This is a genomic window from Burkholderia sp. BCC1208 (genome assembly GCF_902833095.1).
In the GTDB taxonomy this organism is placed as follows: Bacteria; Pseudomonadota; Gammaproteobacteria; order Burkholderiales; family Burkholderiaceae; genus Burkholderia.
In genome coordinates, this window is the sequence record NZ_CADFDY010000001.1 from 834510 (window position 1) to 856642 (window position 22133).

22 protein-coding genes and 4 tRNA genes are annotated in these 22133 nt (G+C 66.3%); 6 read left to right on the forward strand and 20 right to left on the reverse strand.

Features of this window, described 5'->3' with window-relative positions; all coding sequences use genetic code 11:
* Window positions 1-9: 9 nt before the first annotated feature.
* The gene (locus tag HWX09_RS03705; protein ID WP_027783951.1) at window positions 10-513 is read left to right on the forward strand and encodes a GAF domain-containing protein; all 504 of its coding nucleotides are present in this window, start codon (window positions 10-12) and stop codon (window positions 511-513) included.
* 100 nt (window positions 514-613) lie between these two features.
* Here HWX09_RS03705 and map read toward each other — a convergent pair whose 3' ends face one another.
* Together map and HWX09_RS03715 are read right to left on the reverse strand one after the other, a co-directional pair.
* Window positions 614-1420, reverse strand: a complete 807-nt coding sequence (gene map, locus HWX09_RS03710) for a type I methionyl aminopeptidase (protein WP_027783950.1) — start codon at window positions 1418-1420, stop codon at window positions 614-616.
* Window positions 1420-1656, reverse strand: a complete 237-nt coding sequence (locus HWX09_RS03715; protein WP_027783949.1) for a ParD-like family protein — start codon at window positions 1654-1656, stop codon at window positions 1420-1422. The genes map and HWX09_RS03715 overlap by 1 nt, the downstream gene beginning before the upstream one ends.
* A gap of 147 nt (window positions 1657-1803) precedes the next feature.
* Between HWX09_RS03715 and HWX09_RS03720 the strand changes: the two genes are divergently transcribed.
* Together HWX09_RS03720 and HWX09_RS03725 are read left to right on the forward strand one after the other, a co-directional pair.
* Entirely contained in the window at window positions 1804-2424 is a 621-nt protein-coding gene (locus tag HWX09_RS03720) for a helix-turn-helix domain-containing protein (protein ID WP_027783948.1), read from the forward strand.
* 50 nt (window positions 2425-2474) lie between these two features.
* Window positions 2475-3023: a GNAT family N-acetyltransferase gene (locus tag HWX09_RS03725; protein ID WP_027783947.1), complete on the forward strand. Its 549-nt coding sequence runs from the start codon at window positions 2475-2477 to the stop codon at window positions 3021-3023.
* A gap of 99 nt (window positions 3024-3122) precedes the next feature.
* Here HWX09_RS03725 and HWX09_RS03730 read toward each other — a convergent pair.
* From HWX09_RS03730 to uvrC, 6 genes are all read right to left on the reverse strand, one after another.
* Window positions 3123-3196: transfer RNA gene (locus HWX09_RS03730), tRNA-Cys, on the reverse strand.
* 99 nt (window positions 3197-3295) lie between these two features.
* Window positions 3296-3371 (reverse strand) — tRNA-Gly (locus HWX09_RS03735).
* Between the two features lie 51 nt (window positions 3372-3422).
* Window positions 3423-3498 (reverse strand) — tRNA-Gly (locus HWX09_RS03740).
* 53 nt (window positions 3499-3551) lie between these two features.
* Window positions 3552-3627 (reverse strand) — tRNA-Gly (locus tag HWX09_RS03745).
* Window positions 3628-3764: 137 nt separating this feature from the next.
* A complete protein-coding gene (pgsA, locus tag HWX09_RS03750; protein ID WP_011544951.1) occupies window positions 3765-4352 on the reverse strand; it encodes a CDP-diacylglycerol--glycerol-3-phosphate 3-phosphatidyltransferase in 588 nt (195 codons plus the stop codon).
* 90 nt (window positions 4353-4442) lie between these two features.
* On the reverse strand, window positions 4443-6482 hold the full coding sequence (gene uvrC / locus HWX09_RS03755) for an excinuclease ABC subunit UvrC (protein WP_027783946.1): 2040 nt from the start codon (window positions 6480-6482) through the stop codon (window positions 4443-4445).
* 76 nt (window positions 6483-6558) lie between these two features.
* Here uvrC and earP point away from each other — a divergent pair, with 76 nt between their 5' ends.
* From earP to HWX09_RS03770, 3 genes are all read left to right on the forward strand, one after another.
* Complete coding sequence (gene earP / locus HWX09_RS03760; RefSeq protein ID WP_027783945.1) at window positions 6559-7752, forward strand: elongation factor P maturation arginine rhamnosyltransferase EarP; 1194 nt, start codon at window positions 6559-6561, stop codon at window positions 7750-7752.
* Between the two features lie 137 nt (window positions 7753-7889).
* The gene (efp, locus tag HWX09_RS03765; RefSeq protein ID WP_006476487.1) at window positions 7890-8447 is read left to right on the forward strand and encodes an elongation factor P; all 558 of its coding nucleotides are present in this window, start codon (window positions 7890-7892) and stop codon (window positions 8445-8447) included.
* Window positions 8448-8714: 267 nt separating this feature from the next.
* The gene (locus HWX09_RS03770; protein ID WP_006497719.1) at window positions 8715-10100 is read left to right on the forward strand and encodes a sigma-54 dependent transcriptional regulator; all 1386 of its coding nucleotides are present in this window, start codon (window positions 8715-8717) and stop codon (window positions 10098-10100) included.
* Window positions 10101-10271: 171 nt separating this feature from the next.
* On the opposite strand, the gene nagZ is transcribed toward HWX09_RS03770, so the two are convergent.
* The 12 genes from nagZ to HWX09_RS03830 form a co-directional block, all read right to left on the reverse strand.
* Complete coding sequence (gene nagZ, locus HWX09_RS03775; protein ID WP_027783944.1) at window positions 10272-11300, reverse strand: beta-N-acetylhexosaminidase; 1029 nt, start codon at window positions 11298-11300, stop codon at window positions 10272-10274.
* A 16-nt stretch (window positions 11301-11316) separates the two neighbouring features.
* Window positions 11317-11751 carry a holo-ACP synthase gene (gene acpS, locus HWX09_RS03780; protein WP_027783943.1) on the reverse strand — a complete coding sequence of 145 codons (435 nt, stop codon included), beginning with the start codon at window positions 11749-11751 and terminating at the stop codon, window positions 11317-11319.
* Window positions 11752-11832: 81 nt separating this feature from the next.
* Window positions 11833-12609, reverse strand: coding sequence for a pyridoxine 5'-phosphate synthase (gene pdxJ / locus HWX09_RS03785; protein WP_027783942.1), 777 nt, complete (start codon window positions 12607-12609; stop codon window positions 11833-11835).
* The gene (gene recO, locus HWX09_RS03790; protein ID WP_027783941.1) at window positions 12606-13442 is read right to left on the reverse strand and encodes a DNA repair protein RecO; all 837 of its coding nucleotides are present in this window, start codon (window positions 13440-13442) and stop codon (window positions 12606-12608) included. Before recO ends, pdxJ begins: the two co-directional genes overlap by 4 nt.
* A complete protein-coding gene (gene era, locus HWX09_RS03795) occupies window positions 13429-14328 on the reverse strand; it encodes a GTPase Era (protein ID WP_027783940.1) in 900 nt (299 codons plus the stop codon). Before era ends, recO begins: the two co-directional genes overlap by 14 nt.
* A gap of 60 nt (window positions 14329-14388) precedes the next feature.
* A complete protein-coding gene (gene rnc / locus HWX09_RS03800) occupies window positions 14389-15618 on the reverse strand; it encodes a ribonuclease III (RefSeq protein WP_027783939.1) in 1230 nt (409 codons plus the stop codon).
* Window positions 15619-15772: 154 nt separating this feature from the next.
* On the reverse strand, window positions 15773-16666 hold the full coding sequence (gene lepB / locus HWX09_RS03805) for a signal peptidase I (RefSeq protein WP_027783938.1): 894 nt from the start codon (window positions 16664-16666) through the stop codon (window positions 15773-15775).
* Between the two features lie 16 nt (window positions 16667-16682).
* The gene (gene lepA, locus HWX09_RS03810) at window positions 16683-18476 is read right to left on the reverse strand and encodes a translation elongation factor 4 (protein WP_027783937.1); all 1794 of its coding nucleotides are present in this window, start codon (window positions 18474-18476) and stop codon (window positions 16683-16685) included.
* Between the two features lie 195 nt (window positions 18477-18671).
* On the reverse strand, window positions 18672-18908 hold the full coding sequence (locus HWX09_RS03815) for a glutaredoxin family protein (protein ID WP_027783936.1): 237 nt from the start codon (window positions 18906-18908) through the stop codon (window positions 18672-18674).
* A gap of 7 nt (window positions 18909-18915) precedes the next feature.
* On the reverse strand, window positions 18916-20418 hold the full coding sequence (locus HWX09_RS03820; RefSeq protein ID WP_027783935.1) for a DegQ family serine endoprotease: 1503 nt from the start codon (window positions 20416-20418) through the stop codon (window positions 18916-18918).
* A gap of 16 nt (window positions 20419-20434) precedes the next feature.
* Window positions 20435-21487, reverse strand: coding sequence for a MucB/RseB C-terminal domain-containing protein (locus tag HWX09_RS03825; protein WP_027783934.1), 1053 nt, complete (start codon window positions 21485-21487; stop codon window positions 20435-20437).
* A 5-nt stretch (window positions 21488-21492) separates the two neighbouring features.
* The gene (locus HWX09_RS03830; RefSeq protein ID WP_027783933.1) at window positions 21493-22110 is read right to left on the reverse strand and encodes an RseA family anti-sigma factor; all 618 of its coding nucleotides are present in this window, start codon (window positions 22108-22110) and stop codon (window positions 21493-21495) included.
* Window positions 22111-22133: the final 23 nt, after the last annotated feature.

Below are 22133 nucleotides of genomic sequence, written 5' to 3' on the forward strand. Positions count from 1 at the left end.
TTTCCCGCCATGTTCACGCTGTCCAACGACTCTACCGCCTCCAAGGCCGATCAATACGCGACGCTCGTCGAGCAGGCACGCGCGCTCGTCGAATCCGAACGCGACCTGACCGCGAACGCGGCGAATTTCTCCGCGCTCGTCTATCACTCGCTCGATCGCCTGAACTGGGCGGGCTTCTACTTCTTCGACGGCACCGAGCTCGTGGTCGGGCCGTTCCAGGGCAAGCCCGCGTGCGTGCGGATCGCGCTCGGCAAGGGTGTGTGCGGCACCGCCGCGCAGACGCGCGAGACGCAGGTCGTGCGCGACGTGCACGACTTCCCCGGCCATATCGCGTGCGATGCGGCGTCGGAATCGGAAATCGTCGTGCCGCTGGTGGCCGGCGACGGCACGCTAATCGGCGTATGGGACGTCGACAGCCCGGTCGCCGCGCGCTTCGACGACGAAGACCGCCGGGGCATGGAAGCGCTGTGCCGCGTGTTCGTCGAACACGCGTGGCAGAAGGCGCGCGGTTAAGCGTCGCGCCACAGCGCCGGCCGTCCCAAGCGAAACGGGCCCCGTGAAGGGGCCCGTTTCATCGCAACACCGCGCCGCCGCATGCAGCGCACTGCCGCCGTCAGGCCGCGTGCGTGCCGGAAAGCGCCGCGAACGCCTGCGGCTTCGCGTCCTCGGTCAGCACCTCGAAGCCCGTTTCCGTCACCACGACCATGTGCTCCCATTGCGCGGACAGCGAATGGTCCTTCGTGACGACCGTCCAGCCGTCGGCCAGCACGTGCGTATCGCGCTTGCCCGCGTTCAGCATCGGCTCGATCGTGAAGATCATTCCCGGCCGCAGCGGCAGGCCGGTACCCGGGCGACCGTAATGCAGCACTTGCGGTTCGTCGTGATAGACGTCGCCGATGCCGTGCCCGCAATACTCGCGTACCACGCTGAACCCTTCGCGATGGGCGACCTGCTGAATCGCATAGCCGACGTCGCCGAGCGTCGCGCCGGGGCGCACCGCGCGGATGCCGGCATGCATCGCCTCGTAGGTCGCCGCGACGAGCCGCCGTGCGAGTTCGTTCGGTTCGCCGACGAAATACATGCGGCTCGTATCGCCGAACCAGCTGTCCTTGATCACCGCGATATCGAGGTTCACGATGTCGCCGTCGCGCATCGGCCGCGACGTCGGAATGCCGTGGCAGACCACATGGTTGACCGACGTGCACAGCGTCTTCGGATAGCCGTGGTAGCCGATGTTCGCGGGAATCGCGCCCAGCTCGTCGACGATGTATTCGCGGCAGCGCGCATCCAGCTCGTCGGTGGTGACGCCCGGCTTCACGTGCTCCGTGATCATCGTCAGCACCTGCGACGCGAGCTTCGCGGCTTCGCGCGACTTGGCGATTTCCGCGGCGCCGCGGATCGGGATTTCGCGTTTCGCCATTACGCCACCTGCTCGATGTGCTGCGCGACCGGTTCCGCCGGCCCCACGTCGCCGCCACGCGCCTCTGCCTCGATCAACATCTTGCAGATGTCGCCGTAGGACAGCGCCGGATTGAGTTCCGCCAGCATCCCGACGCGCAGCCAGTGTTCGGCCTGCGCGTTGATCGAACGGCTCAGCGCCGTGCTCGTCGAGCGCAGCCGTTCATGCATGTGCTCGGAAATCTTGATGATGCCCATATATCCCCAATTAAACGAAACGTAGCTGTTTCGTATATTACGCCGTGCACGACGACGGGGCAAGCCGGTGTGTGCTGCGTCTCGTCCGATCGCACCCGGGAAATACCGTTGACATTGAATTCCAGTTTGCTGGAAAATAAATCCATCATGAAAGAATCAGCGACTACCACGACCGACGACACCGGTATCAACGAGCGCATTGCCCGGCGCGTGCGCGAGCTGCGCACCGTTCGAGGCTACACGCTCGATGCGCTGGCCGCGCGTTCCGGCGTCAGCCGTTCGATGATCTCGCTCATCGAACGCGCGTCGGCCAGCCCGACGGCCGTCGTGCTCGACAAGCTCGCGGCCGGCCTCGGCGTGTCGCTGGCCGGGCTGTTCGGCGGCGACCGGGACGACGCGCCCGCGCAGCCGCTGGCCCGCCGCGCGCAGCAGGCTGAATGGCGCGACCCGGCGTCCGGCTATGTGCGGCGCAACCTGTCGCCGGCCGGCTGGCCGTCGCCGATTCAGCTCGTCGAGGTCGATTTCCCGCCCGGCGCGCGCGTCGCGTATGACAGCGGCGGCCGCGAAAGCGCACTGCATCAGCAGGTGTGGATCATCAGCGGGCGCGTCGACGTCACGTTGGGCGATGCGCTTCACGAACTGCGCGAAGGTGACTGCCTGGCCATGCGGCTCGACCAGCCGCTGATCTTCAGCAATCCGTCGTCGCATGCCGCACGCTATGTCGTCGCGATTTGCGATGCATCCGCCGCCGCCGTGCGGAGCGCGTGATGCGCGCGTCGCGTGCGCAACCGATTTAGAGCCAACAGGAAGGAACCCGTATGAACTCCCCGACACAGCGCGACGACGTGCGCCTGATCGATTGCAGCGAGGCCGAACACGCAGCCGCGATTCTCGAAATCCTGAACGACGCGATCGCGAACTCGACGGCGCTGTACGACTACCGGCCGCGACCGCCGGAAGCGATGGTCGCGTGGTTCGCGACGAAGCGCGCGGGCGGCTTTCCGGTCTTCGGCGCCGTCGACGCGGCGGGCACACTGCTCGGCTTCGCGAGCTGGGGTACGTTCCGCGCGTTCCCGGCGTTCAAGTACACGGTCGAACACAGTGTGTACGTGCGCAACGATCAGCGCGGTCGCGGGCTCGGCGAACTGCTGCTGCGCGAGGTGGTGCGGCGTGCGCGCGAAGCGCAGGTACACGTGCTGGTCGGCTGCATCGACGCGACCAATGCCGGAAGCATCGCACTGCATACGAAACTGGGATTCGTGCACTCGGGCACGATCGCCGAGGCGGGATTCAAGTTCGGTCGCTGGCTCGATGCGGCGTTCTATCAGTTGAAGCTCGAGACGCCGGCGCAGCCGGTGGATGGGTGATTGCTTTGCGGGCGGCGCATGCATCGGGTGTGCGACGGCCGTAAAGCGATGCGGAAAAAGAAAAAGCCCTGATTTCTCAGGGCTTTTTCTCTTCTTACTTGGAGGCGCGAGCCGGAGTCGAACCGGCCTAAACGGCTTTGCAGGCCGCTGCATAACCGCTTTGCTATCGCGCCAAAAGCGGACTGTCCGGATGCCGTGAGGCAAGCGACAGATTTTTATTCGAGGACCGGAAGTCCATCAAATAAAAAGGGAAGCGTGGCTTCCCCATTACCTGGAGCGGGAGACGAGTCTCGAACTCGCGACCTCAACCTTGGCAAGGTTGCGCTCTACCAACTGAGCTACTCCCGCATTGTCCTGCATCTGCAGCGCTTCGCCGTACCACACGCTGCCAGAAAAATCTGGAGCGGGAGACGAGTCTCGAACTCGCGACCTCAACCTTGGCAAGGTTGCGCTCTACCAACTGAGCTACTCCCGCATATGTCCTGCACCCGCAGCGCTTTGCCGTACCACACGCTGCCAGAAAAAATCTGGAGCGGGAGACGAGTCTCGAACTCGCGACCTCAACCTTGGCAAGGTTGCGCTCTACCAACTGAGCTACTCCCGCGTATTGCTACGCTACTACCTCCCCGTCACACATTTACTTCGTCGTGCAGCGGAGAAGCGAGATTATGTCGAAGGCACATTCGTGTGTCAAGGGCTTTTCCAGCCTTTTTACAAAAACGCCCCCACATGCGACGCGGATCACGCGCCGCCGCGCTCGCGAATCTGCGGCCATGCGAGCTTCATGTAGTACAGCATCGACCAGATGGTCAGCACCGCGGCGAGATACATCAGCCACTCGCCCCACACGCGCGTATCGATCGTCACGACGCCGAGCGGCAGCGGCCCGTAGAACAGCAGCATCGGAATCGCGACCATCTGGCACGCGGTCTTGAATTTGCCAAGCTGGTTCACCGCGACGCTCTTCGATGCGCCGATCTGCGCCATCCATTCGCGCAGCGCCGAAATCGCGATCTCGCGACCGACGATCACGAGCGCGATCGCCGCGTCGACCCGCGAAATCTGCACGAGAATCAGCAGCGCGGCCGTCACCATCAGCTTGTCCGCCACCGGGTCGAGAAACGCGCCGAACGACGACGTCTGGTTCCACTTGCGGGCGAGGAAGCCGTCGAACCAGTCGGTCAGCGCCGCAAGGATGAAGATCGCCGCCGCCGCGAGATTGCGGTGCGCGCCGCCCATCACCGTGTCCGGCAGATAGAACACGCCGACGACGAGCGGAATCAGCACGATCCGTACCCACGTCAGGAAAATCGGGAAATTGAACGGCATGGCATGCGGGACAGTAAAGGATTCGCAATTGTGCCGTGTCGACCGGCCTGCCACAAGAACGCTGGCAATGCAGCCGGCCGCACGGGCTCGTCAATGAAGCTGCTTGTAGATCTGCTCGGCGAGCGCGTGCGAAATGCCTTCGACGCTCGCCAGTTCCTCGACACTCGCGGCCACCACGCCGCGCAACCCGCCGAAGCGCGCGAGCAGCCGCTGCCGGCGCTTCGCGCCGATGCCCTCGAGTTCCTCGAGCCGCGACGTCTGGCGCGCCTTCGCCCGCTTCGCCCGCATGCCGGTGATCGCGAAACGGTGCGCCTCGTCGCGGATCTGCGCGACGAGCATCAACGCGGCGCTCTCCTTGCCGAGTTCGAGCGGCGCGCGACCGTCCGCGAACACCAGCGTCTCGAGGCCCACCTTGCGCCCCTCGCCTTTCGCGACGCCGACCAGCATCGATGTGTCGAGGCCGAGCTCGGTGAACACCTGCCGCGCGATCTCGACCTGCCCCTTGCCGCCGTCGATCAGCACGATGTTCGGCAGCAGGCTCGATGCCTCGGCCTGGCGCGTCGACTCGCCGTCGATGCCGGCCGCTTCGTCGGCGGCCGCCGCCTGCGCGGCCTGTTCCACCATCTTCTCGTAGCGGCGCGTGAGCACCTGCCGCATCGCCGCGTAATCGTCGCCCGGCGTGATGCCCGTAATGTTGTAGCGGCGATATTCGCTCGATTGCATCTTGTGATGGTGATAGACGACGCACGACGCCTGCGTCGCCTCGCCCATCGTATGGCTGATGTCGAAGCATTCGATCCGCAGCGTCGCGAGATCGTCGCTGTCGTAGCTGAGTGTATCCGCCAGCGCACGCGTGCGCGCCTGTTGCGAGCCCTGCTCGGACAGCAGCCGCGCGAGCGCGAGCCGCGCATTCTGCTCGGCCATCGACAGCCACGCGCGCCGCTGCCCCTGCGGCTGCCGCACGAGCGACACCTTGTGGCCGGCCTGCTCGGACAGCAATTCCAGCAGGTCGCGACTCGCGGGCGCATGACTGACGACGAGCACGGGCGGTACGCGGTTGCCGAGATAGTGCTGCGCGATGAACGCATCGAGCACCTCGGCCTCTACCGACGCCGACGCCGACGCCGTGCCGCGCGCGCCGCCGGACTCTTCCACCGGCTGATCGGGCACCGTGTCGGGCGTCGCATCGACCGCCTCCGCCGGCTCGGCCTCTTCACCGAGACCGCCTTCGGCGAGCGTCAGGGCGCTTTCGACGTGTGTCGGGAAATACGCTTTGTCCCCGAGGTGCCGTCCACCGCGCACCATCGCGAGGTTCACGCACACGCGGCCGCCCTGCGCGACGACGGCCAGGACGTCGACGTCGCTGTCGCCGCCGACCTCGATCGCCTGCTGGTGCAGCACCGTCGCGAGCGAGCTCATCTGGTTGCGCACGGCCGCCGCCTGCTCGAATTTCAGTTCGGCCGCGAACGCGTGCATCTTCTGCTCGAGCTCCTTCATCACTTCGGACTGCCGGCCGAGCAGGAACCGCGCGGCGTTCGACACGTCGACCGCGTAATCCTCGTCGGAGATCGCGCCGACGCACGGCGCCGTGCAGCGTCCGATCTGGTGCAGCAGGCACGGCCGCGTGCGGTTGTTGAAGACCGAATCCTCGCAGGTGCGCAACTGGAACACGCGCTGCAGGATCTGGATGCTCTCCCGCACGGCCCACGCGCTCGGGAACGGCCCGAAATACTGGTTCTGCTTGTCGACCGAGCCGCGGTAGTAGGCCATCCGCGGAAAGCGGTGCGCGGTGAGCTTCAGGTACGGATACGATTTGTCGTCGCGAAACAGGATGTTGTAACGCGGCGCGAGCGCCTTGATCAGGTTGTTCTCGAGCAGCAGCGCTTCGGCTTCCGAGCGCGTGACGGTCGTTTCGATGCGCGCGATGCGCGTGACCATCATCGCGATGCGTGGCGACAGTTGCGTCTTCGTGAAATAGCTCGACACGCGCTTTTTCAGGTCGCGCGCCTTGCCGACGTAGAGGACGGCGCCCGCCGTGTCGTAATAGCGATAGACACCCGGCATGTGCGGCAACTGCGCAAGGATCTTCTTCGGTTCGAACGGAATATCGGAGGCTTCTGGGGATGTCATGCGTGATCCGGGCGCCTTGTAACGCGGAACGGGTCTATTAGAATCGCCAGTTTAGAGCATTCACCGACCCGCTTCGATGCCACGCCTTTCCGCTGCCCCCTTCTCCGCCGTGCCGCTCGCGCCGGGCGAACCGATCGCCTGCGACCTCTTCTGCACGGTGATCGACAATTTCGGCGACATCGGCGTGTGCTGGCGCGTCGCGCGCCAGCTCGCGCACGAGCACGGCTGGCAGGTCCGCCTGTTCGTCGACGACCTGCAGACGTTCGCGCGCCTGCTGCCGCAGATCGATCCCGACGCGGCGCGGCAGACGGTCGACGCGATCGTGATCGAGCACTGGCATGCGGAAGTCGGCGACGCGCTGGACATCGCCGATGTCGTGATCGAGGCGTTCGCGTGCGAGCTGCCCGGCGCGTATCTCGCGGCGATGGCGCGGCGCGCGCGGCGGCCCGTGTGGATCAACCTCGAATACCTGAGCGCCGAGGACTGGGTCGCCGATTTCCATTTGCGGCCGTCGCCGCATCCGCGCTACCCGCTGCTGAAGACGTTCTTCTTCCCGGGCCTGTCGGCCGGCACGGGCGGCGTGCCGAAGGAGCGCGATCTCGACGCGCGCCGTACGGCTTTCGACACCGATCCGGCAGCGCGCACCGCGTGGTGGCAGCGCGCGACCGGCGGTGCGCCGCCGGCGCCCGGCACGACGGTCGTCAGCCTGTTCGCGTACGAGAACCCGGCCGTCGACGCACTGCTCGCGCAGTGGCGCGACGGCCCGTCGCCGGTCGTCGCGCTCGTGCCGGCCGGGCGTCTGTCGCCCGCCGTCGCGCGTTTTTTCGGGGTCGAATCGTTCGCCGCCGGCGTACGAGCGCGCAGCGGCAACCTCACCGCCCATGGCCTCGCGTTCGTTCCGCAGGCCGACTACGACCCGCTGCTGTGGATCGCCGATTTCAATTTCGTGCGCGGCGAGGATTCGTTCGTCCGCGCGCAGTGGGCGCGCAAGCCGTTCGCGTGGCACATCTACCCGCAGGCCGACGACGTGCACCTGCCGAAGCTCGACGCCGCGCTCGCGCACCTGTCGGCCGGTCTCGCCGATGCACCGCGGGCGGCGCTGGAGCGGTTCTGGCATGCATGGAACGGCGCCGGCACGCCCGACTGGGCCGATTTGTGGCAGCACCGCGCCGCGCTGGACGCCAATGCGACCCGCTGGGCCGACACGCTCGCGGCCGTCGGCGATCTCGCCGGAAAGCTGGCGGAATACGCAAAATCTCAGTTAAAATAAGCGGTTATCCGACGGCTGACCATGCAAGCGCTCGCGTTTGAGCTTTGGGGCGCCTGCCGGAACGCATCTGCTTGGCGCCTCACCCGTTGTGCACCGCTCAGGCACCTATTTATTTGATTTGATCAGGACAGTTTTTTATGAAAACCGCACAGGAACTCCGCGTAGGCAACGTCGTGCAGATCGGCAGCGAGGCATGGGTCATCGCAAAGGCGGAATACAACAAGTCGGGTCGTAACTCGGCCGTCGTCAAGATGAAGATGAAGAACCTGCTGTCGAACGCAGGTCAGGAATCGGTCTACAAGGCTGACGACAAGTTCGAAGTCGTCGTGCTCGACCGCAAGGAAGTGACGTACTCGTACTTCGCCGATCCGATGTACGTGTTCATGGACGCCGACTACAACCAGTACGAAGTCGAAGCCGAAATGATGGGCGAAGCGCTGAACTACCTCGAAGACGGCATGGCTTGCGAAGTCGTGTTCTACAACGAGAAGGCCATCTCGGTCGAACTGCCGACGGTCCTCGTTCGCGAAATCACCTACACGGAACCGGCCGTCAAGGGCGACACGTCGTCGGGCAAGGTGCTGAAGAACGCGAAGCTGGCGACCGGCTTCGAACTGCAAGTGCCGCTGTTCTGCAACACCGGCGACAAGATCGAAATCGATACGCGCACGAACGAATACCGCAGCCGCGCGTAATCGTCAGCGATAGCCGCATCGAACAAAGCGCCCTTCGGGGCGCTTTTTGTTTGTCCGGCGCCAACAGCTGCCACAAGTTGGAGCCATAAGCAGCACAAAAGCCACCGGTAAAGATATTCAATTTGTATCATCGGTAACTGTTTTATAGCGGCGGAGAAATAATGCGCGTGGCGCGTTCGGCGGGGCATAAAATCAATCTTTAATCCGACATGCGGCTGCGGTCCGCTGGCCGACAGCCCGCCTCTCTTGACTCGACTCGCGTCCACCATGCCACACGCCCTGATTGTCGAAGACGATCCCAACAGCCTGTCAGGCCTCACCGCACTGCTCGCCGCAGACGGCTTCTCGGTCGACACGGCCACGTCGCTCGCCGAAGCGCGCACGGCGCTCGGCCGCTCGATTCCCGACGTCGTGCTCGTCGACCTGAACCTGCCGGACGGCAGCGGGTTCGACCTGCTCCAGCACCTGCCGCAGCAACAGCCGAACGGCTCGCTGCCGGTGATCGTGCTGACGGGCAACGCGACGGTCGAGAGCGCCATCGAGGGCCTGCGCCACGGTATCTGGGACTACCTGCTGAAGCCGATCAACATTCCGCGCCTGCGCAGCCTGCTCGCGCGGATTCCCCGCCCGTACGAACTGATCGACGAAGTGCAGTCGCTGCGTGCGTCGCTGCGCCATCTCGGCCGCTTCGGCGCGCTGGTGGGCCGCAGCGACGCGATGCAGCACGTGTACGACATGATCGAGCACAACGCCCGCACCGAGACGGCCGTGCTGTTCTCGGGCGAGGCCGGCACCGGCAAGAAGCTGGCGGCGCGCACGCTGCACGAACTGAGCCGGCGCCGCAAGGGGCCGTTCGTCTCGTTCGACTGCCGCATGCTCGCGCAGGCCGGCCGGCACGGCGCCTCGCTCGACAGCGTGCTGTTCGGCCATGAACGCGGTGCGTTCGACGGCGCCGAGCGCCGCGAATCGGGCCTGTTCGAGCAGGCCGGCGGCGGCACGCTGTTCCTCGACGAAATCACCGCGCTGCCGCTCGTGCTGCAGGAAGCACTGCTGCACGCGCTCGATTCGCAGAACTTCATGCGGATCGGCGGCACGAGCTCGATCACCAGCGATTTCCGGCTGATCGCGGCCACGCGCCGTCCGGCGCGCGAGGCGGTGGCGAACGGCACGCTGCGCGAGGATCTGTGGCTGCGCCTCGACGCGGCATCGATCACGATGCCGCCGCTGCGCGAGCGCGACGGCGACGCGCTCGCGATCGCGGACGCGCAGATCGACGAACTGAACCGCGAAGCGCGCGCAACCGGCCGCAGCACGACCGACAAGCGGGCGGCGCCGGGCTTCGTGCGCGAATGCCTGTCCTACGAATGGCCGGGCAACGTGCGCGAGCTGCAGGAACGCGTGCGCTTCGCGTACGACGCGTCGGGCGACTTCATCGAGACGCTGCGCGCGGGCGAGGCCAGCTTCTCCGCCGGCGCCGCGCTGAACGGCAGCAGTGTGCAGATCAAGGTCGGCACGCCGCTGTCCGATGTCGAGGATCTGCTGATCCGCGCGACGCTCGACGCGGTCGGCGGTACGCGCCACCGTGCGGCCACGCTGCTCGGCATCAGCCCGAAGACGCTGTACAACAAGCTGCAGCGGATGAAGGTGAACTAAACGGGCGGCCCTGAATACGGGCGCTGGTCGGATTCGACCGTTAGTTGCGTCCAATTCCGTTCCAGCGACTACCCGAATCGGGCTGTCGCAATCCGTAAAAAAGCCGCGCTTGTTGCGCGGCTTTTCGTTTGGAGCGACCGAAACGGCGCGACTCGCGCCGTCCCCGCCCGCTTACGCCAGCGCGCTGCTCAACAGCGCCTGCGCCTGCAGATACTCGGGCTGCGCGACCAGCTTCTCCCACTTGAGCGCCTTGCCACGCGCTCGCATTCGCTTGATGCGTCGCACCGACTCGGCCGAGGCCCGCGCCTTCAATCCGTTCAGCACGACTTCGGCCGCGTCCGGCTGGTTGCAGACGAGCACCATGTCGCAACCGGCGGCGAGCGCGGCATCGGCTGCCTGCGTGAGCGTGCCGCCTTCGCGAGCCGCTTCCATCGACAGGTCGTCGCTGAAGATCGCGCCCGTGAAGCCGAGCTTCCCGCGCAGGATGTCCTGCAACCATACGCGCGAGAATCCGGCCGGCCGCTTGTCGACCTGCGTGTAGATCACGTGCGCCGGAATCACCGCGGCCAGCGACAGCCCGAGCCAGTCGTACGGCGCGACGTCCTGCTCGAGGATCGCCTCGAGCGTGCGGTCGTCGGTCGGCAGCGCGACGTGCGAATCGGCCTCCGCGAAGCCGTGCCCGGGGAAATGCTTGCCGCAGTTCGCCATGCCCGCGAGCGACAGCCCGTGGTTCAGACTCTTCGCGAGCAGCGTGACGACGCGCGGGTCGCTATGGAACGCGCGATCGCCGATCACCTTCGAGTGCCCGTAGTCGAGATCGAGCACGGGCGTGAAGCTCATGTCGATCCCGCACGCGCGCAATTCGGCAGCCAGGATGTAGCCGACGGCGGTCGCGACCTTCGTCGCGAGCAGCACGTCGCGATCCCACAGTTCGCCGAGGCGGCGCATCGCGGGCAGCACCGTGAAGCCGTCGGTGCGGAACCGCTGCACACGCCCGCCTTCGTGATCGACGGCGATCAGGATGTCTTCGCGCACCGCGCGGATCGAGTCGGTCAGCGCGGTCAGTTGCGCACGATTCTGGAAGTGCCGCGCGAACAGGATCACGCCGCCGGTATTCGGATGCGCGAGGCGCCGCGCATCGTCGCGCGACAGGGTCGTGCCGACGACGTCGAGCATGACCGGGCCGGGAGTCGTTTTCATCGAATCGGGAATTCCGTCAGGAGGAGGTTCGGGAAACAGGTGCGGGGGCAGGCGCGGCGTCCGTTTCGGCGACCACGAACGACACCGCGTAGTCGCGTTCGTCGCTGACCGTCACGCGCGCCGTGATGCCGCGCGCGGCCAGCCATTCGGCCAGCTCGCCCGATGCGACCACGTACGGCTCGCCGCTTGGATGGTTGAGCGTCTGCAGTGCGCGCCACGTCATCGGCCAGTGCATGCCGAGCCCGATCGCCTTCGAGAACGCTTCCTTCGCGGAGAAGCGCGTCGCGAGAAACGCGATGCCGCGCGCCTCGGAGCGGGCGCGCCGGGCGTGGAACACGCGCAGTTCGTCGGGGCCGAGCACTTTCTCGGCAAACCGGCCGCCCGTGCGTTCGAGCACGGCCGCGACGCGGCTCACCTGCGCGATGTCGGTACCGATGCCGTAGATCGCCATGTCAGTCTCCGCCGGGGCGGCCCGGCGAGGCCGGGTCAAGTGTGTCGCAAACGGCGTGCGGGGCGTGGCGGCATCGCATCGTCAGCGCGCGCCGCCATGCAGCGCGGCGACGCGTGCGGCCACCATGATCGCCTTCATCTCGCGTACCGCATTGTCCCAGCCCGCGAAGATGGCATGCGCGACGATCGCGTGACCGATGTTCAGTTCGACGATGCCGTCGATCGCGGCAATCTGCTGCACGTTCGTGTAGTGCAGCCCGTGCCCCGCATTGACCTTCAGGCCAAGCTGCGCGCCGGCCTGCACGCCCGCGACGATACGCTCGTATTCGCGCTGCTGCTCCGCTTCGTCGTGCGCTTCGGCGTAGCGGCCCGTATGCAACTCGATCACCGGCGCGCCCGCTTCGTGCGCGGCGCGGATCTGCGCGTCGTCCGGGTCGATGAACAGCGACACGCGCACGCCCACGTCGGCGAGTTGCTTGCACGCCGCGCGCACGGCCTCGAAGTGGCCGGCGACGTCGAGACCGCCTTCGGTCGTCAGTTCCGCGCGCTTCTCCGGCACGAGGCACGCATCGTGCGGACGCACTTCGCACGCGATGTCGAGCATCTCGGCCGTCACCGCGCATTCGAGGTTCATGCGCGTCTTCAGCAGCGGGCGCAGTTCGCGCACGTCGGCGTCGACGATGTGACGACGATCCTCGCGCAGGTGCAGCGTGATCGCGTCCGCACCCGCCTCTTCGGCGGCGAGCGCCGCGCGGATCGGATCGGGATAGCGCGTGCCGCGCACATTGCGCAGCGTCGCGACGTGGTCGATGTTCACGCCGAGGTCGATGGCGGTGGGCGTTGTCAGGAAGAAGCTCATAGGTTTTGCAGGTCGATCAGGATCTGGCGCGTGGCGAGCGGCGTACCGCCGAGATAGGTGTTCAGCAGGAAGCGCATCAGCGTCTTGCTCTGCGCAACCGTCTGGGCTCGATGGTAATCGTCCTGCTCCATGTCGAGCAACGTCTGCCCGGTGACGACCGGCCAGTGCGACGGCACGTCGTCGTCCGCATTGCGCACGCCGCGCTCGGGATCGAACACGTACCGGCGCTCGGGTTCGACCGCGCGGCGCGCGGCCGTGCGGTTCAGCGCCATCGCATAGCCGGTCTCGCGCAGCAGCACGCGCTCGAACGAGCGCAGCACCTGCACCGCCGGCTCGCCGTGCGCGAGGCGCGTGAGGGTCAGCACGTAATGATTGAACAGCGGCGGCTGGGGATCCTCGCGCGCGCAGAATTTCACGAGCAGCTCGTTCGCGTAGAAACCGCACAACAGCCCGTCGCCGCCGAGCGGCAGCATCCCGCCGACCCACTCGGCGCCCGTCAGCGTGCGCACCTCGGATTTGCCGGACCACGACAGCAGCAGCGGCTGGAAGGTCTGCAATACGCCGCGCAACGCGGAGTGCGGGCGCTTTGCGCCCTTCGCGACGAGCGCGAGCCGGCCGTGATCGCGCGTCAGCACGTCGACGATCAGGCTCGTTTCCCGGTATGGATAGCTGTGCAGCACGAACGCCGGCTGTTCGGCGACGCGGAAATCGGACGTGCGAGACGTCGCGCGCCGCGCCTTGCGCGGCGGTTCGGGCGGTGCCGGCAGCGGCGCGTCGTTCGCGCCGGCCGTCACCGCGTCTTCGGTCGACGTCAGCGCGTCATTCGTACCCATAGGCACGCAGCCCCGCCTCGTTGTCGGCCCAACCGCTCTTCACCTTCACGAAGGTCTCGAGGTACACGGGGCCGTCGAACAGCTTCTCCATGTCCATCCGCGCCTCGGTGCTGATCTGCTTGAGCTTCTCGCCCTTCTTGCCGATCACCATCGCCTTGTGCGAATCGCGCTCGACGAGGATCGTCGCGAAGATGCGCTTCAGGCGGCCCTCCTCCTCGAACTTGTCGATCAGCACGGTGCTCGTGTACGGCAGTTCGTCGCCGGTCCAGCGGAATACCTTCTCGCGCAGGATTTCGGCCGCGAGAAAGCGCGAGCTGCGGTCGGTCAGTTCGTCCTCGCCGTAGATCGGCTCGCCTTCCGGCAGGTACGGCTTGATCGTGTCCAGCAGGCGCTTGATGTCTTCCGGCCGCTGCGCCGACAGCGGCACGAGCTCGGTGAATTCGCGCAGTCCGCTCACCTTCTGCATGAACGGGAACAGCGACGCCTTGTCGTTCACGCGGTCGATCTTGTTCGCGATCAGCAGCGTCGGCATGCCGGGCGGGATCAGGTCGAGCACCTTCTGGTCGTCGGGCCCGAAGCGGCCGGCCTCGATCACGAACAGGATCACGTCGACCGACGTCAGCGTCGACGTGACCGCGCGGTTCAGCGAACGGTTCAGCGCGGTGCTGTGACGGGTCTGGAAGCCGGGCGTGTCGACGAACACGAATTGCGCGTCGTCGAACGTGTTGATGCCGGTGATCCGGTGGCGGGTCGTCTGCGCCTTGCGCGACGTGATGCTGATCTTCTGGCCGACGAGTGCGTTCATCAACGTCGACTTGCCGACGTTCGGGCGGCCCACGATCGCGATCATGCCGCAACGGAAACCGGTAGGAGCGGGAGTGTTCATATCGTTTGGGAGACAGGTTCGGAAACGGCCGCGCGGCGCGCGGCACGATCGATGGGCAATTCAGTGGTCGGCATCGGCCACGCGCGCCTGCGCGGCGGCAAGACTCGCGCCGCCTGGCGGCGTCTCGGCGTCGGGCGCCGCGGCATCGCGTGCGCGCGCCGGCGGGCGCGCGGCGGAGTCGGTACTCGCGGAGGGCTTGTCGGCCGACGACGATGCCGAATCGGCTGCGTGGCCGGCCGGCTTGTCGGCTGCGCGCGGCGCGGCCTCGGCGGGTTTTTCCGCAGCCTTGTCGGGCCGCTCGGCCGGTTTGTCGGCAATCTTGTCGGTGGCCGGCTTCGCCGCCCGCTCGCCCTTGTCCGCTGCCGGCTCGACATGCGCCGCGCGAATCGCGGCCATCGGCGCGACGGCCGGCTCGGCGCCCGCGGCCGTAGCCGCAGCGGTCGCAGCCGGCACCGCGCCAGCCGCCCTGGCCTCGCGCGCCGCCGCACGCTCCTTCCGCTCCGGCGAGCGCAGGTCGAGCGCTTCCTGCACGCCCTTCACGCCCGGCACGATCTCGGGTTCGACGTGCTTGGACCCGCGTGCGTTTTTCGAGCGCTTCGGCTTCGCGGCCAGCATCGGCGCGGCCGCCATCACTTCGTCGAGCGCCTTCTTCGCGGCGGCCTGCTCGGCCGCGCGCCGGCTGGCGCCGGAACCCGATACCTTCACGTCCAGCTTCGGCACCGTGCACTCGACCTCGAACTGCTGATTGTGCGCCGCACCATGCGTCGCGACGACCGTATAGGTCGGCAGCGCGATCTTGTGCCCCTGCAGGTATTCCTGCAGCAGCGTCTTCGCGTCCTTGCCGAGCGTGCGCGGATCGATGTGGTCGAGAATCGGGATATAGAGCCGCTTGATGACCCCTTGGGCGGCTTCGAAGCCGCCATCGAGGAACACGGCCCCGATGATGGCTTCGAACGCGTCCGCAAGGATCGACGGGCGACGGAATCCCCCGCTGCGCAACTCGCCCTCGCCCAGCCGCAGGCCGTCCGAGATATTCAGGGCCTGAGCAATTTCATACAGCGACTGCTGTTTGACGAGGTTGGCGCGTACGCGCGACAGGTCACCTTCGTCCAGCTTGCTGAAACGCTGGAACAAAAGGGCGGCCACCGCGCAATTCAGAACGGAATCGCCGAGAAACTCGAGCCGTTCGTTGTGCGTGGCGCTGTGACTGCGATGGGTCAAAGCCTGGCGCAACAATTCCGCATTGCGAAATTCGTAGCGCAGCCGGCTTTCCAACTGGGATAGGGGCATGTACAGGAGTATAACGCGGGCGCCCGGTCGGGCCGAAACGGCACGGCCGGACACGAAAAGGCGTGACGAGGCGGTGTTACCGCCGGTTCTTAAAGTAGTTCGACAATACGCGACGCGGCCCGTGCGTCGCGTATTGCGTGTGAAGCGAATGCGGTCAGTTGAAGGAACCGATGCGCTTCAGGTCGCTGAAGTTCATCCAGATGAAGAACGCGCGGCCGACGATGTTCTGGTCCGGCACGAAACCCCAGTAGCGGCTGTCCGCGCTGTTGTCGCGGTTGTCGCCCATCATGAAGTAGTGACCGGGCGGCACCTTGCAGATCACGCCGCGGCTGTTGTACGTGCAGTTGTCGCGATACGGATAGTCGTATGCGCCCATCACGAACGGCGGCACGGCCGGGTTGTTGAGGATCGCGTTCTTCTTGTTGCCGATCGTTTCCTCGAACTGCTTCGCGTAATTCTGGCGCTCGTCGTCGAAGAAATCGGGCAGCGGCGCTTCGGGCACCGGCTGGCCGTTGATCGTGAGTTGCTTGTCCTGGTACGCGACCGTGTCGCCCGGCAGGCCGATCACGCGCTTGATGTAGTCGACCGACTCGTCCTTCGGATAACGGAACACGACGACGTCGCCGCGCGACAGCGGGCTGCCCTGCGTGATCTTCGTGTTCGTGACCGGCAGCCGCAGCCCGTACTCGAACTTGTTGACGAGGATGAAGTCGCCGACGAGCAGCGTCGGCACCATCGAGCCCGACGGAATCTTGAACGGCTCGACGACGAACGAACGCACGACGAACACGGCCAGGATCACCGGGAAGAAGCTCGCCGTGTACTCGAGCCACCACGGCTGGCGCAGCTTTTCGTCACGCAGCTTCGAACGCGTCTGCACGGCGTTTTCGTCCGCGAAACGCTTGTCGATGCGCGCCTGCTGGCGATCGAACTCCTCGATCGCCGAGTCGGCCGCCTTGCGACGCCGCGGCAGGAACACCAGTTTGTCCAGCACCCACGCTACGCCCGTCACGACGACGAGCACAAAAAGAATCAGCGCAAAATTCATAAAAGGATCAGTCCTGTTATTTGTCTTCGACGCGCAAGATCGCGAGGAACGCCTCCTGCGGGATCTCGACCGACCCCACCTGCTTCATGCGCTTCTTACCCGCCTTCTGCTTTTCGAGCAGCTTCTTCTTCCGCGTGATGTCGCCGCCGTAGCACTTCGCCAGCACGTTCTTGCGCAGCGCCTTGATGTTCTCGCGCGCGATGATGTGCGCGCCGATCGTGGCCTGGATCGCCACGTCGTACATCTGGCGCGGAATGATCTCGCGCATCTTCGCGGCCACTTCGCGGCCGCGGTACTGCGACTGCGAACGGTGGACGATGACCGACAGCGCATCGACCTTGTCGCCGTTGATCAGCATGTCGACCTTCACGACGTCGGCCGTACGGTATTCCTTGAACTCGTAGTCCATGGAAGCGTAGCCGCGCGACACCGACTTCAGCCGATCGAAGAAATCGAGCACGATCTCGGCCATCGGAATCTCGTAGGTCAGTTGAACCTGTCGGCCGTGGTACTGCATGTTGATCTGCGAGCCGCGCTTCTGCTCGCACAGCGTGATCACCGAGCCGACGTAGTCCTGCGGCATGTACAGGTTCACCGTGACGATCGGCTCGCGGATCTCCTCGATCTTCGGCGGCTCCGGCATCTTCGCCGGATTCTCGACCTTGATGATCGAGCCGCCGCTCATCACGACCTCGTAGACGACCGTCGGCGCGGTCGTGATGAGATCCATGTCGAACTCGCGCTCGAGCCGCTCCTGCACGATTTCCATGTGCAGCAGGCCGAGGAAGCCGCAGCGGAAGCCGAAGCCGAGTGCCTGCGACACTTCCGGCTCGTACTGCAGCGATGCGTCGTTGAGCTTCAGCTTTTCGAGCGATTCGCGCAGCGCGTCGTACTGGTTCGCCTCGACCGGATAGAGCCCCGCGAACACCTGCGGCTTCACTTCCTTGAAGCCCGGCAGCGCCTCGGCGGCAGCCTTGGCCGCGTGCGTGACGGTATCGCCGACCTTCGCGGCCGTCAGCTCCTTGATGCCGGCGATGATGAAGCCCACCTGCCCGGCCGACAGCGATTCGAGATTGCGCGACTTCGGCGTGAACACGCCGACGTGCTCGACCGGATACTGCGCACCGGTCGCCATCATCTTGATCTTGTCCTTCGGGCGCAGCGTGCCGTTGACGATGCGCACCAGCATCACGACGCCGACGTAGTTGTCGAACCACGAATCGATGATGAGCGCCTGTAGCGGCGCGGCCGGATCGCCCTTCGGCGGCGGCACTTTCGCGATCAGCGCTTCGAGCACGTCCTCGACGCCGAGGCCCGTCTTCGCGCTGCAGCGCGTCGCGTCGGCCGCATCGATGCCGATTACGTCCTCGATCTCCTCGATCGCGTTCTCGGGGTTCGCGGCCGGCAGGTCGATCTTGTTCAGCACGGGCACGACCTCGACGCCGAGCTCGATCGCCGTGTAGCAGTTCGCGACCGTCTGCGCCTCGACGCCCTGGCTGGCGTCGACGACCAGCAGCGCGCCTTCGCACGCGGACAGCGAACGGCTGACCTCGTACGAAAAGTCGACGTGCCCCGGCGTGTCGATCAGGTTCAGGTTGTAGACCTTGCCGTCGCGCGCGCGATAGGACAACGCGGCAGTCTGCGCCTTGATCGTGATGCCGCGCTCGCGCTCGATATCCATCGAGTCGAGCACCTGCGCCTCCATTTCACGGTCGGCGAGGCCGCCGCATACCTGGATGATGCGATCCGCGAGCGTCGACTTGCCATGGTCGATGTGGGCGATGATCGAGAAATTGCGAATATGATCCATTCAGTGCCGATCAAGCGAAAAAGGCGCGCTCACGACTGCGGAGCACGCCTTGTAAGTCGGTGAAAAAACGGCTTATTTTAGCCGAAAAGGCTTACGCCGGGCGGGATTTCGGACGCCCCGTCACGCGGGGGCCCGACGGAGCCGCCCGCCGGATCATGCCCCGTGCGAAGCGGCGCCGGCCGGCGGGGACCAGGTTCAGCCCCGAGCCGCCAGCGCGTCGCGCACCCGCGCGTCGTCGAACCGGTGGCGGCACACTTCCGCGCCGTCCAGCAGCAGCACGGGCACGTCCTCGTCGTAACGCGCGACGAGCGCCGCGTCGGTGTCGATGTCGACATAGTCGACCGCGACGCCGAATTCGGCCGCCACCGGCGCCAGTGCGTCGCGCATGTCGTCGCACAGGTGGCACCAGCCGCGGCCGTAGAGCGTGAACATCGGCGCGTTACTTCTGGCGCGGCCGCACGGGCACGAACTGCGTGTTGTCGCCACGCCGCACGAGCACCGCGACCGCCTTCTGCGGATCGAGCTGCGCGGTCACGTCGGCGAACTGCTTCGCGTTCGTGATGTCGGTGTCGCCCACACGCAGCACGATGTCGCCGCGCTGCAGGCCTGCACGGGCGGCCGGGCCGTCGACGCCGTCGATCTGCACGCCGTTCTTCAACTTCAGCGTCTTCATCTGCTCCGCCGTCAGGTCGCTGACCGTCAGGCCGAGCGAATTGGTCTGGCGCGGCTTCTGCGGCGCGTTCTTGCGCTGCTCGGCCTTCGCCGTCGACTCGGTCGGCGTCTCGGCGATCGTGATCGGCAGATCGCGTGCCTGACCCTTGCGCCATACGCTGACCGTCGCCTTCGTGCCGGGCTTCGTGTCGCCGACCATGCGCGGCAGATCCGACGCCGCCTCGACCGGACGGCCGTTGAACTTCAGGATAATGTCGCCCGGCTGGATGCCGGCCTTGTCGGCCGGGCCGCCCGGCTCGACGCTGCTGACGAGTGCGCCTTCGGCCTTCGGCAGCCCGATCGAGTCGGCCACGTCCTTCGTCACCTCGCCGATCGCCACCGCGATCCGGCCGCGCGTGACCTTGCCCGTCGCCTTCAGCTGGTCGGCCACGCGCATCGCCTCGTCGATCGGAATCGCGAACGAAATGCCCATGAAGCCGCCGGTCCGGCTGTAGATCTGCGAGTTGATGCCGATCACCTCGCCCTGCATGTTGATCAGCGGGCCGCCCGAGTTGCCGGGGTTCACGGCGACGTCGGTCTGGATGAACGGCAGGTAGTCGCCCGTGTTGCGGCTCTTCGAGCTGACGATGCCGGCCGTGACCGTGTTGTCGAGGCCGAACGGCGAGCCGATCGCGACGACCCACTCGCCGACGCGCACCTTGTTCGAATCGCCGATCGCGACGACCGGCAGGTTCGACGCCTGGATCTTGACGACCGCGACGTCGGTGCGATCGTCGACGCCGATCAGCTTCGCCTTGAATTCGCGCTTGTCGGTCAGCGTCACGTAGATGGTGTCCGCATCGTCGACGACGTGCGCATTGGTCATCACGTAACCGTCGGCCGACACGATGAAGCCCGAGCCGACGCCGCGGTTCTGCTCGGTGTCGGGCGGATTGTCCGGCGCCGGCGCATTCTTCGGGTTGCTGCCGTTGCCACCGTTGCCGCCGTTGCCGGGCGCCTGCGGCAGCGGAATGCCGAAGAAGCGCCGGAAGAATTCCGACATGTCGCCGTTGTCGAAGCCCGGCGGGAGCATGCCGCGCGGGCCGCTCGTCGGCACGTTGGCGGTGGTCCGGATGTTCACGACGGCCGGCCCGACCTTTTCGACCAGATCGGCAAAGTCGGGCAGGCTGGCAGCGGGAGCCGTCACTGCGAATGCGGTATGCGGCACGAGCGGCAGGCAGGCAGACAGCGCCGCCGCCGCGAGCCATTTGCGCAGCGTGAGTTTCATCATGTCGGGAGCCGTAGCGTTACTTGGAAGCCTTGTATTCTATGGCAGACGCGAACTGCTGCAACGTAGCCGGCGGCACTTCGCCGAGCACGGTGATCCAGTAGTCGCCGCGGCGCTTCACGAGAACGTGCGTCGCGCCGGTGCTGCCCGCGCCTTCCTTGCGCGTATTCTTTTCGGCCGGCTCGATGAAAACCGAGATCGTCGCGAGGCCGTCGGTGAAGACGGCCTGATCGACCGGGATCGGCGGATCGCCCGCGTCGCGCGCGGCCATCGGCCGGCGCACTTCACGGATCTTCTGGAAGCCGGCGACGCTCGGCGCAAGCTGCCAGCCCTGCGCCTCCATGTCGACCGTCGCGACCGGCGGGCGCACGACCGTCCAGCCGCTCAGGTTGCGCATGCCGGCTGCAATCGCGGCCTTGTCGCCGCTTGCGCCGCCCGTCTGCAATTGCGAGAACGCGATCTGTTCGAGCACGTGATCGTTCGCGTCGAGCGTCTGCGAACGCAGCAACAGCCCCGTGCGCGCATCGGCCCACAGCTTGTACGTGAAACGGTACGCATCCTTCGGCACGAGCTCGACGACCTGCGCGTCGATTCCGGCCACACGGTCCTTGCCGAGCGACTTCGCGTCGTACACGGACATCACGTGCTCGCCGCTCGCGCCGAGCAGCGCGGGGAACGAGTCGCGCGTCTGACGGCGCTCGACCACGCACAGCTTGCGCTCGGGCACGAACGTGTACAGCTCGTCGTTGTGCCGCAGCAGCTTGCGCGGCTTGCCGTCGAGCGTCTCGATCCGCTCGAACTCGCCGTCGCGGGACGACACGTGCGCGATGCGCGACGACTGCACATACCCGCCGCGCTGGTAGACGAACGTACCTTCGTAGCTCTGTTGCTGCGCCGCCTGCTGCACGCGGTCGAGCCAGTCTGCGGCGCCCTTGCGGGTCGCGACGGGATCGTCCGGTTGCTGGGCGCTGGCGGGAAGGGATTGAACGGACAACAGGGCGGCTGCGCAAAGCAGGAGGGCCGGCAGCCGCTTCCATCCGGAGATGGCGTGATTCAACTGCAATGTCCGCATCGGGTTTATTGGCCTGGCGTGGTGGTCACGGCGGCGCGGATCAGCGGCATCGGACCCGTGACGACGGGCTGCTGGGCGAATTGCTGGTGCGCTTCAAGGTATTGGTCGAGGCTGGCGTCGCGAATGATGTTGACGTCCTGCAGACCCGGCTGGGCCGATGCCTGCGCAACCGTCACGCGCTGCAGGTTGCCGTTCTGCGGCGCGCCGACCGATGCGACCTGGACGGCGCCCGGGGCACCGGCCGTCTGCATCTGCGGGACGACGATCCACGTCAGCGTGGCGGCCGCGGCGGCCACCGCGAACGCGGGCACGACGCGGCGGCGCAGCGACAGCAGCTTGCCTGCGACCGGCGCGGCCGCCGGCGCCAGCAGATGCGGCTCGCTTTCGAGCGCAGCCGACATGCGCGCGGTGAACGCGACGCTCAGCGCGGGCGGCAGCGCGAGCTCGTCCGAGCGCAGCGCATCGCCGATCAGGTGGTAATGGGCCCACACGGCGCGATCCGCGCGGTCGAGCTCAGCCAGAAACTGCCCGTGATCCGGGCCATCGAACATTTCGCCGTCGACCAGCGCGGAAAGGCGCTCGCCGCGCGAGCACGCTTGCGATTGCGTATTGACCGACCCCATGATGCTCCCCATCTTGCACACCC